This is a genomic window from Paenibacillus sp. NPDC093718 (assembly GCF_050279985.1).
Taxonomy (GTDB): Bacteria; Bacillota; Bacilli; order Paenibacillales; family Paenibacillaceae; genus Paenibacillus_AQ.
Map to the genome: position 1 here is coordinate 211,692 of NZ_JBNNUS010000009.1, position 13,203 is coordinate 224,894.

13 protein-coding genes are annotated in these 13,203 nt (G+C 51.4%); 3 read left to right on the top strand and 10 right to left on the bottom strand.

Annotated elements, in window-relative coordinates; translation table 11 throughout:
- Positions 1-22: 22 nt before the first annotated feature.
- From ACQKPA_RS25135 to cymR, 5 genes are all read right to left on the bottom strand, one after another.
- Complete coding sequence (locus ACQKPA_RS25135; RefSeq protein WP_071222776.1) at positions 23-1,090, bottom strand: AI-2E family transporter; 1,068 nt, start codon at positions 1,088-1,090, stop codon at positions 23-25.
- 158 nt (positions 1,091-1,248) lie between these two features.
- Positions 1,249-1,458 carry a hypothetical protein gene (locus ACQKPA_RS25140; protein ID WP_071222775.1) on the bottom strand — a complete coding sequence of 70 codons (210 nt, stop codon included), beginning with the start codon at positions 1,456-1,458 and terminating at the stop codon, positions 1,249-1,251.
- An 11-nt stretch (positions 1,459-1,469) separates the two neighbouring features.
- Positions 1,470-1,991, bottom strand: coding sequence for a PRC-barrel domain-containing protein (locus ACQKPA_RS25145; protein ID WP_071222774.1), 522 nt, complete (start codon positions 1,989-1,991; stop codon positions 1,470-1,472).
- 139 nt (positions 1,992-2,130) lie between these two features.
- The gene (locus tag ACQKPA_RS25150; RefSeq protein ID WP_427495209.1) at positions 2,131-3,276 is read right to left on the bottom strand and encodes a cysteine desulfurase family protein; all 1,146 of its coding nucleotides are present in this window, start codon (positions 3,274-3,276) and stop codon (positions 2,131-2,133) included.
- Between the two features lie 11 nt (positions 3,277-3,287).
- On the bottom strand, positions 3,288-3,707 hold the full coding sequence (cymR, locus tag ACQKPA_RS25155) for a cysteine metabolism transcriptional regulator CymR (protein WP_071222772.1): 420 nt from the start codon (positions 3,705-3,707) through the stop codon (positions 3,288-3,290).
- Between the two features lie 299 nt (positions 3,708-4,006).
- Here cymR and mnmA point away from each other — a divergent pair, with 299 nt between their 5' ends.
- Positions 4,007-5,116 (top strand): tRNA 2-thiouridine(34) synthase MnmA, encoded by a 1,110-nt coding sequence (gene mnmA / locus ACQKPA_RS25160; RefSeq protein WP_427495210.1) that lies wholly within the window; start codon positions 4,007-4,009, stop codon positions 5,114-5,116.
- Between the two features lie 74 nt (positions 5,117-5,190).
- Here mnmA and nrdG read toward each other — a convergent pair whose 3' ends face one another.
- From nrdG to ACQKPA_RS25180, 4 genes are all read right to left on the bottom strand, one after another.
- Positions 5,191-5,694: an anaerobic ribonucleoside-triphosphate reductase activating protein gene (gene nrdG, locus ACQKPA_RS25165; protein WP_427495211.1), complete on the bottom strand. Its 504-nt coding sequence runs from the start codon at positions 5,692-5,694 to the stop codon at positions 5,191-5,193.
- The gene (locus tag ACQKPA_RS25170) at positions 5,691-7,925 is read right to left on the bottom strand and encodes an anaerobic ribonucleoside triphosphate reductase (RefSeq protein ID WP_427495213.1); all 2,235 of its coding nucleotides are present in this window, start codon (positions 7,923-7,925) and stop codon (positions 5,691-5,693) included. The genes nrdG and ACQKPA_RS25170 overlap by 4 nt, the downstream gene beginning before the upstream one ends.
- Before the next feature lie 233 nt (positions 7,926-8,158).
- Positions 8,159-8,698, bottom strand: coding sequence for a PCYCGC domain-containing protein (locus tag ACQKPA_RS25175; RefSeq protein ID WP_427495214.1), 540 nt, complete (start codon positions 8,696-8,698; stop codon positions 8,159-8,161).
- Between the two features lie 57 nt (positions 8,699-8,755).
- Positions 8,756-10,063: a replication-associated recombination protein A gene (locus ACQKPA_RS25180; RefSeq protein WP_427495215.1), complete on the bottom strand. Its 1,308-nt coding sequence runs from the start codon at positions 10,061-10,063 to the stop codon at positions 8,756-8,758.
- A 243-nt stretch (positions 10,064-10,306) separates the two neighbouring features.
- Between ACQKPA_RS25180 and ACQKPA_RS25185 the strand changes: the two genes are divergently transcribed.
- Complete coding sequence (locus tag ACQKPA_RS25185; protein WP_427495216.1) at positions 10,307-10,612, top strand: hypothetical protein; 306 nt, start codon at positions 10,307-10,309, stop codon at positions 10,610-10,612.
- A 2-nt stretch (positions 10,613-10,614) separates the two neighbouring features.
- Complete coding sequence (locus tag ACQKPA_RS25190) at positions 10,615-10,743, top strand: hypothetical protein (RefSeq protein WP_427495217.1); 129 nt, start codon at positions 10,615-10,617, stop codon at positions 10,741-10,743.
- A 119-nt stretch (positions 10,744-10,862) separates the two neighbouring features.
- Here the strand turns inward: ACQKPA_RS25190 and ACQKPA_RS25195 are convergent, their stop codons facing one another.
- Complete coding sequence (locus tag ACQKPA_RS25195; protein ID WP_427495218.1) at positions 10,863-13,040, bottom strand: HelD family protein; 2,178 nt, start codon at positions 13,038-13,040, stop codon at positions 10,863-10,865.
- Positions 13,041-13,203: the final 163 nt, after the last annotated feature.

A 13,203-nucleotide genomic window follows, 5' to 3' on the forward strand; every position in this document is an offset into this window, starting at 1 on the left:
TTGCCGCTGCAGACTGGAGTCTTCAGCCGGATTTCCTTCTGACATAATAAGCAAAAAAATGCTGCAGCAGCACCTTGATGACGGCAAAGACGGGAACAGCCAAAATCAAGCCCACGGTTCCTGCGATCTGACCGCCGACAAGGAGCGCAAAAATGATCAGGAGCGGATGCATATGCAGCTTTTTCCCCACCACTTGGGGCGAAATGATGTTGCTCTCCAGCGTCTGGCAGATCATATTAACGGCCACCACCAGCAGCACCATCTTCCAGGAAATCGTGGACGCCATCACAAGCGCAGGAGCCGCCCCGAGAAAAGGGCCCAAATACGGAATGATGTTAAACACCGCCACGATGCTTGCCAGCAGCAGTGCGTACGGCATACCAACGATCATATAGCCTACATAAGCCAGTACACCGATGATTAAGCATACCAGGAATTGTCCGCGGACATAGTTTCCAAGAGCCGTGTCGATTTCCTTAAGCAGCGTAACAATCGACTTCCGGCGGCTCCGCGGCAGATAGGATACGGCGGTTCGCTGGAACACCTCAAAATCTTTTAATATGTAAAAGATCAAGAATGGAACAATTAACACGTTAAACAGGATATTAATCGTGTTGCCGATATTGTCCATGAAATCCGAGATCCCTCCGGCCAGCCTCGATTCCATCTGCAAGAACCAGCTGTTGACGCCTGTCCTTACTCCCGGGGGCAGCAGCCTGCTGTCCAGATTGGTCATCAAACTTTGGGCGTTCATCGTTAATTCAGGCAAGTGCTCATTGAGCTCCTCCAGCTGCCGAATCAGCATCGGAATCATGTTCATCAGAATGACGGCAAGCGACGTGAGAAAGACGGCATAAATGAGCAGCACGGCCATGCTCCGCGGAACTTTGCGGTCAGAGAGCATGCATACAACCGGATTGAGCACATAAGATATGATCATGGCAACCAGAAATGGCGCCAGGACAGCTTTGAGAAATCGATAGACATCCAGAAACAGCGGACGCAGCAGCCAGACAAAGTAAAGAGAGATGAGTCCGAGCATTAACCATACCAACAATCGAAACCATTTGTTCTCGGTCAGCTGTTCCACACAGGCACCCTCCTTTTTCGAAAGCTACCCTGTAGTATATGTACAAGCATCCAGAAATAAACTAACATTTCCGCCGGACAAAGTGAAAAAGACTCCTGCTTAGTCAGCCATACAGGCCTTCAGCAAGGAGTCGTTATCTTGCAATATGTACGCGTTTCTTAGGAAGACGCGTGCATTGGAGGGAAATCCGGCTGCATTTCATCACCGAAGAACAAATCATCCAGCGAGCTGAGCGTGCCATCCTCTTCTACCTGGTATACGGACATTTTCTCTCCGTTGACTGTCAATTCGATAAAGCAACCCCAGCAATAAAACTGGTGGGAGCCGATTTTCCCGATATCTTTGGAACTACAGTTTGGACATTTCATCCTACCTCACCCTATCCGTTCACAGAATTAATGGCTTTTTCCAGACGCTGTTCGCTCATCGGGGGTACCATAACGGCACTTTCACCGATAGCCATTTCCGCTGTGCAAGGCAGCCATTTGCGACCTTCGATCAAATCCGAGACAAATCCATCGGATATTTCCAACCCTAGTATTGTATTGCCCTGTTCCTGCTCAAAATAAACATCCGATATACGCCCGAGCAGGATGCCATCCTCTGTCAAGACCTGCATCTCTTTCAGTTTGCGCTTGCCCAAAAGGTACGTAAGCGGTATATCATTGGCGCCCAGCTTGCGGACAGCCTCTTGGCTCCGGATCATGACGGCATCTTCCCCGTATGCTACGATATCTTCCCATGAGACGCTTTTCACATGCGAGGAAAACAAAGCCTTGCCTTCCAGCTCCAACCCGGTAATCAACCAGTTCTCATCTAGTATAAAATCGTGGATTTTGCCGATTTCCTTACCGTTCTCCACGTCGAATACAGCCAGTCCAATCATTTCTTGAAGTTTCATATACAGTGGACACCTCCTCATCCTTCATGGTTTGAAATCAGCCGCCGGTCAAAATTTCGTTAGCCTGACGGGCCATTTCCAAGGATGAAATGGACGAACGCATACCCCCTATTCCCTAGAAGGAGAAATCCCTTAACATCTATTTACGTAACCGATTAAGGATGGTTCCAATTTTTTGGGCAGTGTACTCCATTTCTTGTGTAGTATTACCCAAACCGAAACTAATACGAATCGCGGAGCGCAAAACAGGATCAGAAAGTTTCATTGCTTGGAGTACATGGGATATTTCCAGAGATCCCGACGTACAAGCCGAGCCGCTTGCCGCCGCAATTCTTTCCATATCGAGGTTCATCAGCATCGTCTCCGTATTGGCACCGGGAAAGCTGATATTTAGGATGTGAGGTAGGTAATGTTCCGAATTTCCGTTGATCACAAAAGCATCCTCGCCAATCTCCTGACGAAGTCCTTCGAGCAGCGTCGATCTCAGCTCGCGATAATGCTGGATACGCGCCTCCATATTCATAACGGTCCATTCCACTGCTGCCGTAAAACCGGCAATTCCAGCCATATTCTCTGTTCCGGCGCGACGCTTCTTCTCCTGCAGCCCTCCGAACAGACGCGGAGATACGCTGAGACCTCTGCGGACAACCAATGCTCCGACGCCCTGGGGTCCGTTGATTTTGTGGGCGGAAAAACTCCACATATCCACAGGCAGCTCGCGGCAGTTGATCGGTTCCGATCCCAAGGCCTGAACAGCATCGGTATGGAACACGATGCCCCGGCTCCGGCAGAGCTCGCCGATTTCGAAAATCGGCTGAACGGTGCCTACTTCATTGTTGCCATACATAATGGTGACAAGCACTGTGTTGTCCTGAATTGCGCCCGCAATGTCCTCCACAGAGACACGCCCAGTAGAGTCGACGGGGACATAGGTAACCTCACAGCCCCGCCGTTCCAGCTCATGGCATGTATGAAGCACCGCATGGTGTTCAATCGCCGACGTAATCACATGCTTGCCCTTCACACCAAGCGACTCCAGCAATCCAAGTATAGCCAGGTTATCGCTCTCGGTTCCGCCGGCGGTGAACACCAGCTCGTCCGATTGGCATCCTAAAAGGGACGCAATTCGATCACGCGCCCCATTCACGATCTTCTTCGCTTCCCGTCCAAAAGCATGAACGCTTGAAGCATTGCCGTATTGGCTTGTCATCACCTTCATCATCCGCTCGGCAACCTCCGGATGAACCGGGGTTGATGCGGCATGATCCAAATATACTGATCTCATATCCGTCACCCTTAAATGTAAAACATATAGTTGTCTGCAGCAGACTGTTCCTGATAGTTGATCAGATAATCCAGCGTCGTGGAATCCAGCACTTCAGCAATGCTGTCGCGGATACGGAGCCACAGATCCCGCTTCGCCGGATCGTCCTCTTCCGTGAAATCCACAGGAGATATCGGTCCTTCCAGTACGCGGATGACGTCCCCGGCCGTTATGGATGCCGGATCACGGGACAGGATATAGCCTCCGTATGCGCCGCGGATGCTTTTGACCAGCCCTGCATTCCGCAGCGGTGCGATCAGCTGCTCAAGATAATGTTCCGACAGCTGGTTCTTCTCGGCAATGCTCTTCAGCGAAGTCGGCCCTTCACCAAACCTGGCGGCCAGCTCCATCATAATGGTTAATCCGTATCTTCCTTTTGTTGATATCTTCAAAGGTGACACCTCTTTCGGCAATTTGTATATTATGTCCATCCTGTACATGAATTGTAGGTGGCGGGTGAGCGACAAATACGGCATAATCCACGTGCGAAGCAGCTTATCCTGTGTTTTTCTCCGTATTCCGATCATTACCCTCAGCTTATGGTAACATATCCTGAACCTCAATGGGTAATATTCCAATCGGAAACCTGAAAAATGTTCACCCTGAGTGGACAAAATGAAACGTGTGAACCTTGTTCCAATATGTTAAAATACCTCCATGGGCACAATTCAATATGAAAATGGTGATAACGATGTCAAAAGAAAAACATAACACTCGTATCGTTGTCGGCATGTCGGGAGGAGTCGACTCCTCCGTAACAGCGCTCCTGCTCAAACAGCAGGGCTATGAAGTGATCGGCATCTTTATGAAAAACTGGGATGATACCGATGAGCTTGGCTACTGCACAGCTGAAGCGGACGCTGAAGACGTGCGCCGCGTGTGCGAGCAGCTCGACATTCCCTACTATACCGTCAATTTCGAGAAGGAGTACTTTGATAAAGTATTTTCCTATTTCCTCGATGAATATAAAGCCGGGAGAACGCCGAACCCCGATGTCATGTGCAACCGTGAAATCAAATTCGGCGAATTTCTGAACAAGGCAGTGGATCTGGGAGCCGACTATGTAGCTACCGGCCATTACGCCCGCGTCATTGAAGAAGACGGACAGTACCGTCTGCTGCGCGGTGTCGACAGCAACAAGGATCAAACCTACTTCCTCAATGCGCTGAGCCAAGAGCAGCTCTCCAAGGCGATGTTCCCGATCGGGCATCTCCCGAAACCCGAAGTTCGCCGACTCGCTGAGGAAGCCGGACTGTATACCGCCAAGAAAAAAGACAGCACCGGCGTTTGTTTCATCGGCGAGCGGAATTTCAAAGAATTTCTTGGACAATACCTCCCAGCCCAATCCGGCGATATGGTGGACATTGTCACCGGTGAGGTAAAAGGCCGCCATGATGGCCTGATGTATTACACGCTGGGACAACGCCAAGGTCTTGGAATTGGCGGCTCAGGCTCCGGAGAGCCTTGGTTCGTTGCCGACAAGGATTTGACTAACAATATTCTGTACGTTGTTCAAGGCGATCATCCGTGTTTGTATTCAACCGGACTCGCTGCCTCCGGAATCAACTGGATTGCAGGACAAGACGCTATGCCCAAAGACGCCTACACCTGCACCGCGAAATTCCGCTACCGTCAGCCGGACCAGGAAGTAACGATAACTCCGCGCGAAGACGGAACCGTTCATGTCGCGTTTGCGAAGCCGCAAAAAGCAATCACGCCGGGTCAAGCCGTTGTCTTCTACCAAGGGGACGAATGCCTTGGCGGCGGAACGATCGAAACGGCGGATAAAGTTCCTTATTAATCCGCTGGCCTAAACGAAAAGAGCACACGCTTAACACGGAAGATTCCGTGAAGTGTGTGCTCTTTTTTTACATGTTAGCGAAGAACATATTCTACCGTTTCTCCGCGTTCTAGGCTGGCGGATACGTCAATGAAACGCTGATTCGAGCTGCCTCGAAAGGGAAGCGAGACATCCCTTAGCTCCAACTGGAATTTGCCATCCACGATAACGTCGCACTGTTTTGCCAATTCGCGCAGCTTCGGCTGCCTTATCAGCGCTTCAAAGGTGAAGCCCGTGTAGGCCCATATACTTTTCCCGGGACAGAGGGTCCTGAGCTTGCGAACAAATGCCGCGCATTCCTCCGGCGAGAAGAACGGGTCCCCACCGCATAAGGTCACGCCATCCAGCAAAGGGTTGTCGACGATATCCTGCAGTATGGACGCGGACAATTCTTCTGTAAACGGCTCCCCCGCTTCAAAGTCCCAGGAATCCGTATTAAAGCATCCGGCGCAGGCATGACGGCAGCCGCTCACGAATAGAACTGCCCGAAGTCCCGGGCCTTCATTAATGCTCTCGGGGATATATCCGCACACATTCACAGATGCTTCACCCGATCCCTGACCTCAGCCTGCTTGGCCGAATTGAAGCGCTCCGTATAATTGCCCGTTAGGTATCCCGTCACCCTCCGCAGCCGCTGGAAGTCCCCATTATCTTCCGTAGCGCCGCATCCAGGGCAAAAGCTTCCGATGATCCCTTCGTAGTTGCATGCCGGACAGCGGTCGACGGGATGGTTTACGGAGAAATAGCCAATGTTCTGCTTCAAGGCAAACTGCACAATGTCCCGAAAAGCAGCTGTATTCTGCCGGGCATTGCCGTCCAGCTCCACATAAGAAATCGCTCCTGCATTACACAGCTCATGGAAAGGAGCTTCGGAACGGATTTTCCGGTACGCGGCCATTGGATAGTACACGGGTACATGAAACGAGTTCGTATAATACTCACGGTCTGTCACACCCTCGATCACACCGAAGGTTTGCCGGTCAAGCTTCGTGAATTTTCCGGACAGCCCTTCTGCCGGCGTGGCAAACAACGTAATGTTCAGGTCGTATTTTTCACTGGCCGCATCGCAGAACTGACGCATATGTCGGATGATTTCGATTCCCAGCCTGCGGCTGCTCTCGTCCTCTCCGTGATGCAGTCCGGTCAAAGCCTTCAGGCATTCTGCAAGCCCAATGAATCCAAGTGCCAGAGTGCCGTGCTTAATCAGTTCGCGTACCTTGTCCTCCGGGGCCAGATCTTCGCCGCCTTCCCACACGCCTTCCCGCATCATAAAATCGGACGCTTTGGCCGGTTGGTCCGCTTGCAGCTCGTAGCGGTGAATCAAACCCTCTACCGCAATCGTCATATACTGATCCAGCTGCTCGTAGAAGAGGCTCAGGTCGGGCATATCCCGCTTGCCTTCGATGATGCCATGCTCGATGCCGAGACGAACCAGATTGATCGTATTAAAGGACAAGTTGCCTTTTCCGCTTAGGCGGTTTCGCCCGAACCGGTCTGAAATCGTCCGTGTCCTGCAGCCCATGGTGGCAATAATCGTGTCTGGCTCGTCCGGCTTATAGTAGACCAGATTAAACGACGCATCCACGTTGACAAAGTTCGGGTAGAGCCTGCGGCTGGAGCACTCAACGGCTTTCAGGAACAGATCGTAATTGGGCTCCCCTTCCGCCTGGTTAACCCCTAGCTTGCACTGGAAAATATGCTGCGGAAATATCGGCGTCTCTCCCCCGCCGAGCCCTCTCATCGTGGCATCCAGCAGAGCGTGGGATACCAGCCTTCCTTCCGTTGACGTGCACATGCCATAGTTCAGCGATGTAAAGGGAATCTGTCCGCCCGCCCGGCTGCTCATCGTGTTCAGATTGTGAATCAGGGATTCCGCGGCCTGCTTTACTTCATTTACCGTTTCGTTATATGCGTAATGATATATTCGCGGATAAGAGTCCTTCAACTGCTCGTTGTCTATGTATAATTCGTTATCGGGAAGAACTCGTACATTCGGTCTATGCTCGCCCTGCTCCACCTCTCCGAAGTAGGCAAGCCCTTTCCGAAAATGCCGGCGAAACGATTTGCCGACATACGGGGCCAGATCCCAATCGATTTTATTTCCGGACACGCCGCCGAATTGACTGTTCTGCTGAGATTGAAAAATGATGGCTACCAGCGCCATCGCAGTCATGATGCTCTGCGGCGGCCTGACCGATCCGTTACCGGTATTGAATCCCTTGGCCAATAGACGATCAAACGGGATGAAAATACAGTTCGTCGTTCCGAGTGCATACTGGTCCAGGTCGTGTACGTACACATAACCATCCCTGACGGCTCTCATGAGCTCTCCGGGCAGGATAAATTTGCTTGCCATCCATTTGGCGTACTCGGAGCCGATCCGACTCATTTTTCCACTGAATGATTCCCCGTTCAGATTCGCATTCTCTCGCAGCAGATCCAGATTCGTTACCCCAATCACATCCCTGCTGATCTTGTAGAGCTCTCCCCGCCGCATCCGCTCCAGGTCACGGGCTTCCCTGTAATGTTGATAAGCTGCCGCGGCCTCTGCATAACCTGTGCTTTGCAATTGCTCGACAACGATATCCTGAATTTCCTCCACACTGACCTGCTCCATCCCCGCGGTGGCGCGGACAACCTCCTCGCCAAGCTGCAGGGAAGCCTCCTTGCGGGACACTCCCTCAACTGCTATAAAAGCTTTATCCACCGCCTTTACAATCCGGCTTATCTCAAAATTGACCAGGCATCCGTCTCTCTTCATGACTTTCATGAAATCGATCAACTCCTTCTTCTCAGAACATTAAAACACTATATATAGTTTCGTTTAATCAATTTACATCCATATATAGTTTAGTGCTGTGAGATAGATCACGCCTATTGATCCTATGAAGCGAATCAGCGATTCCTGATAACGTCCATAAAGGACATGAATCCCAACAGAAAAAAGGCACTCGAGTGATCCATTGATCACATCGGGTACCTTCTTGCTTAGCCGCAGCAGGATTAACTTTCTGCTGGCGGCATCGGGGTAGGTGTCGGCTTAGCATAACCTGTGCTGTATTTCTCGTCGATTGCGGTCCGAATCTCCGTCAGGCTCTTGCCCTCGCTGCTCATTTTGGCAGATTCCACGGCAATGTCCAGGCATACCCCGCAGCGGGTGCCATGATCGTCCCATACAACGGTGCCGTCCTCCTGGATCTCATCAATAAAACAGTTCAGGTTGCTCTCATGACCGGCACTGTCCCCACAGCCGCAATAACAAGGAATGTATTTCAGGACATCACTGACCTGCGCGGACAAGGCATAGATCGTTTGGAGTTCGCTGGTCTGGCTCTTCAAAAAGGCAGGCAGCTCATCAATCGAAGCTGTCGCCTCCTGGATATCCCCGTTGGACAGCTGCGTCTGATGTCCATGCTCATGCGCTGCCTCGGTTGCCTGTCCACTTACGACCTGCTCCTGAGCGCTTTTCCCCGAACAGCCGCTGAGCATAAGACCGGCGGACAGCAGCAGGATGACAAACCGTTGTTTCCCTGTTTTCATCATTCGTTTCCTCCATTTAACTAAACTAGCGGCCGTAGATCCCGTTATCGCAGTAAGACCCTATTCTTCGCGTCGTAATCGCTGGTTGTGAGCGATCTTGGCTTCGTTCCCCTGCTCGGTCGCCTGATAGAACACCCGGCGGGAGAGCTCCTTCGGCAAATATTCCTGCTTCACGTAATGGCCCGGATAATCATGCGGGTACTTATAGCCGACATGTCCCAGCTTCACCGCCCCCGAATAATGCGCATCACGCAGATGAAGCGGGACCTCCGCCGATTTTACTTCATCCATGGCGGACATCGCACGTGATATGGCGGTCACAACGCCATCGGATTTTGGACTTTCCACCGCAAACAGGATAGCCTGGGCGATATTAAGCTTGGCTTCCGGCCAGCCGTTATTCCGGTAGGCGTCCAGTGCGCTTACTGCCTGCACCATCGCTTGCGGATTAGCCAGCCCGATATCCTCGCTGCTGGCAGCAATCAAGCGGCGGATGAACACCATCGGGTCCATCCCCAGCTTTTCGACAGCATACAGGAACCAGAACAATGCCGCATCGCTGGAACCCCGAATGCTTTTATGAAAGGCGGACAGCACGTCATACTGCGTAGACTCGTCCGCCTTGACGAGCGGCTTGCGTATCGATTCCTCGGCCACATCCAGCGTAATATGGGCCGTACCGTCTGCATCAGGCGGGGTCGTCATCGCAGCAAGCTCAAGCGCATTCAGTGCACGCCGGATGTCGCCGTTCGCCATCGTTGCAATATGCTCCAATGCTTCCTCATCTGCCTGGAGATCCATGAATCCAAGGCCTTTATCCGGATCGGATAGCGCGCGCTGCATCGCGATCATGGAATGGTTCTTATTTAGCGGCTCAAGCTGGAACAAGGTTGAACGGCTCATCAAGGCCCCATTTACGTAATGAAAGGGGTTCTCTGTCGTCGCGCCGATAAATATAATCGTGCCGTTCTCCACGGCAGGCAGCAGCGCGTCCTGTCTTGAGCTGTTGAAGCGATGAACCTCATCCAGAAACAGGATCGTTTTGGTGCCGTACAGACTGCGGTTGCTCTGGGCTTGCTCAATGACCTCCCTGACGTCCTTTACCGAGGCCTCCACCGCATTCAGCCGAACGAAGTATCCCTTCGTTTGCTGTGAGATAATATGCGCAAGCGTTGTTTTGCCGCATCCCGGCGGGCCGTACAATAAAATGGAAGAGACCTGGTCTGCCTCGATGGCCCGTCTGAGCAGTTTACCCGGACCGATAATATGTTCTTGTCCTATATATTCATCCAGCGACGAAGGGCGCATCCGATCAGCCAGCAGCCGGGAATCCCGGTCCCCTTCACGCCCGATACTGAATAAATCCATTGCTACACTTCCTTGTCTGATATCAATGTAGAGATAAGCCGGTTTCAATCAATTCCGTCACACTCTATCATACCATATTCAATTTCGCCCTGCCTGCGGCTGCGGCAAGTTCCTGTCCTACGCTTCACCTTTCATAGATCCATCAATATTTGCGGCTTATTTCAACCACATCCCAACTTTCATCGATTTGGAGCGTTTAATATAATAGGGAAATATTGAAGAACCTGATCAGGGGAGAATGTTATGACGACTCGCAAAAAATCGGTGCGCAAAATGTATAACGCGGCTATCCATATGACGTTTAGTATACTGGGGCTCTACCTTCATGTCAGTACTCATAATCTATTACAAGAAACATTCGGCCCCGGATACCTCGACAATGAGAGAATCACGTTAAACCTGTTGTATGCCGTCCTCATCCTGCAGTTCCTGCTCGGCTTGTATGTCTTCATCCGTTTAGCCATTATTCTCTATGAATATAAACAGGGTATCCGCATCGAGGAAGACGAACTCTCATTAGACCATGAGAGTTCGAAGGGAGGTTTTTGAAATTGAAACGAAAACCTATGCGAAAAATGACCCTCTATATCATCTTGGCGGCTGCACTTTCCATCCTCGCCGTTTGGACCTTGATCCGGTTTATCGAGAATTTGGGCTCTTCCTACCAAATGCTTGGTTAAGCAAAAGGCAGAAAAAAAAGTCCCGCAGAGAAAGCACATGCAGACATGTGCCACCCCACGGGACATCTTCCAACATTTCCATTTCACACTTACATTACAACGTCAGTAACACAATCTCGTTACTCCACGGGCCAGCCGCTGGCCGTAATTTCTGAGGTCTCCGTCCTGATATAAGTTGGCAGCGGCTCCCCATGCAGCAGCCACAGCTCATGCAGTGCCCGCGTACATCCCACATACATCAGCTTGGCATCCCAAGCTTTCTCCGCGTAATGCACCTGATCTGCATCCGCCACCACAACCGCATCGAACTCAAGCCCCTTGGACAAATAAACAGGAAGAACGGAATAACCGCCCTGATACGTTCCTTTGCTGCCATCGATCAGATTCAGCGTCGGCCACGCAGTAATGAATTGCTCATGCAGCTCTTGCGCTTCTCGCAATGTCCGAGTGAGTATAGCGACCGTCCGATATCCCTTAGCGATGAGTGCCTCCATCGCACGTTCCAAATCTCTCGTTCTGGATTTCGCCGAATCATAAGGAATGAGGCGAACGGCATCGCCGCTTCGGAATACAGGTACGGCGAGCAGATCACTGCTAACCCCCTTCTCCAAAATGCCGTTCGCAAATTCGATAATCTCCATCGTGGAGCGATAACTGCGTGTCAGCGCAAAATAGGCTGTCTCCTCTTCCTTAAATAGGGAGCTCATCTCTTCCCACGCATGAACGCCGCGATAGGCATGAATGCCCTGCGACAAATCACCTAATATGGTGAAGGAATGTCCTCTGACGAACAGGTCCAGCACAGCCACCTGGAATGGCGAGAAATCCTGAGCCTCATCAATAACGATATGGTCAAAACGCTGCTCTCCGGTAATATCATTCAATAAACAGTGGAAATACAGCAAGGCAGGCAAATCCTCTTCGCGGACCACGTTCTTCTTCAGATCTTTACGCGTTGCGGCGAGCACCTCGGACGGAATCAGAGCGGATAGCTCTTCAAACCACGATCCGGTTGCCTTAACCGCCCCAAACAATTGTTTATATAGTGAGACCGGCTCAAATTTCGGCCATCGGTTTGCATAAGCCTTTTCTCGTTGAGCCGCTTTTTTCTTTCGTTCTTTCATCACGACCGCTGATGGCGATTTCTTCAGTTCCATCTCGACCCAGCGGTGCAATCTGGCCAGCAGCCGTTCCTTCCGTTTGGCCAGTGGATACGGTTTATATTCCTGGTAGAACCATTCCGCGATCGTCTCCTGTTTCAGGATAGCCCCATCCCATGGAGAGAAGTCCCCATCCGGAAGAGCCTCCGCTTCGATGGACTCCACGCAGCGCCGGATGATCTCCATCAGTCTCAATGAGCCTTTGTAACGCCCGCTGACATTATCGTCAATATCCGGGGTACCCTGACCCGGCTCTGTCTCGAACCATTGATGAAGCGTCTGTGTTTGATCATCCGAAGCGAGCTGAATATCGAGCAGCTCGGCTGCCCAATCGCCAAACGTGCGCTGCTGTATATCGCCAACTCCGAGCTCAGGCAGCACGTCGGATATGTAATCCAGAAACATCAGGTTGGGTGCGAATATGATCATTTTCTCCGCGGTTACCTGCTCCTTGTACTGATAGAGCAAATAGGCCAGCCGATGCAGCGCCACCGTCGTTTTTCCGCTTCCCGCCACCCCTTGGATGATAAGTGCGGTATTTTTGGCAGCCCGGATAATTTTGTCCTGCTCGGCCTGAATCGTGGATACGATATCCCGCAGCCGGTTATCCTTGTTCTCCCCGAGACGGTAAACCAAAAACTCATCGGATACCGCAGGTCCGCCGCTTTCCCGATTGTACGTATCCGATACCCGTTCCAAAATTTGCTTCCGGATCACGACGTTGCGTTTTAAGTATACTAGCCCCTCGATGATTCCTTCGGGTGCTTCGAACGAAGCAGGATCGGTACCGCCGGTAAACGAATAAAAAAGACTCGCGACCGGAGCTCGCCAATCAATCACCATCGGGTGATCTCCGGCATCTTCCTTATCGAAGCCGATCTTCCCGATGTAGAGCGGTTTCTTCGCTCCCGTTCCGCTCTCCTGAAAATCCAGCCTCCCGAAGTAAGGCTCCGGCAAACTTTTGGCGAGGGCCTGCCGTTTCTCTTCACGCCCCGCTTCAAGCACCTGCTCCGTAAAATCATGACCCGTGTATACCGGAATCCCGCGCAAACGTTCAAGCTGACGGTCAATTTCAACGATAACCTCGTTTAGCCTTGACTCTTCTTCTTGATAGGCACTTTGAAAAGATTCTGACACTTTCAGTTACCTCCTAAGAAACATATTTTTTCGCATCGAAAGTCTGGCTTTAAGGGCCGTGACACAAAAAGGAGTTTCATTGTAGCACAACTGGCCCGGATATACTAGCAAAGCTCTGTCACAGGAATTACATGTGCCGGTTTTCTACATATATTCGCGCCTC

Coding starts and splice junctions, on each gene's coding strand:
- ACQKPA_RS25185 (WP_427495216.1), top strand. CDS start 10,307: ATGACGACTCGCAAAAAATCGGTGCGCAAAATGTATAACGCGGCTATC.
- mnmA (WP_427495210.1), top strand. CDS start 4,007: ATGTCAAAAGAAAAACATAACACTCGTATCGTTGTCGGCATGTCGGGA.
- ACQKPA_RS25175 (WP_427495214.1), bottom strand. CDS start 8,698: ATGATGAAAACAGGGAAACAACGGTTTGTCATCCTGCTGCTGTCCGCC.
- ACQKPA_RS25145 (WP_071222774.1), bottom strand. CDS start 1,991: ATGAAACTTCAAGAAATGATTGGACTGGCTGTATTCGACGTGGAGAAC.
- ACQKPA_RS25150 (WP_427495209.1), bottom strand. CDS start 3,276: ATGAGATCAGTATATTTGGATCATGCCGCATCAACCCCGGTTCATCCG.
- ACQKPA_RS25180 (WP_427495215.1), bottom strand. CDS start 10,063: ATGGATTTATTCAGTATCGGGCGTGAAGGGGACCGGGATTCCCGGCTG.
- ACQKPA_RS25140 (WP_071222775.1), bottom strand. CDS start 1,458: ATGAAATGTCCAAACTGTAGTTCCAAAGATATCGGGAAAATCGGCTCC.
- ACQKPA_RS25170 (WP_427495213.1), bottom strand. CDS start 7,925: ATGAAAGTCATGAAGAGAGACGGATGCCTGGTCAATTTTGAGATAAGC.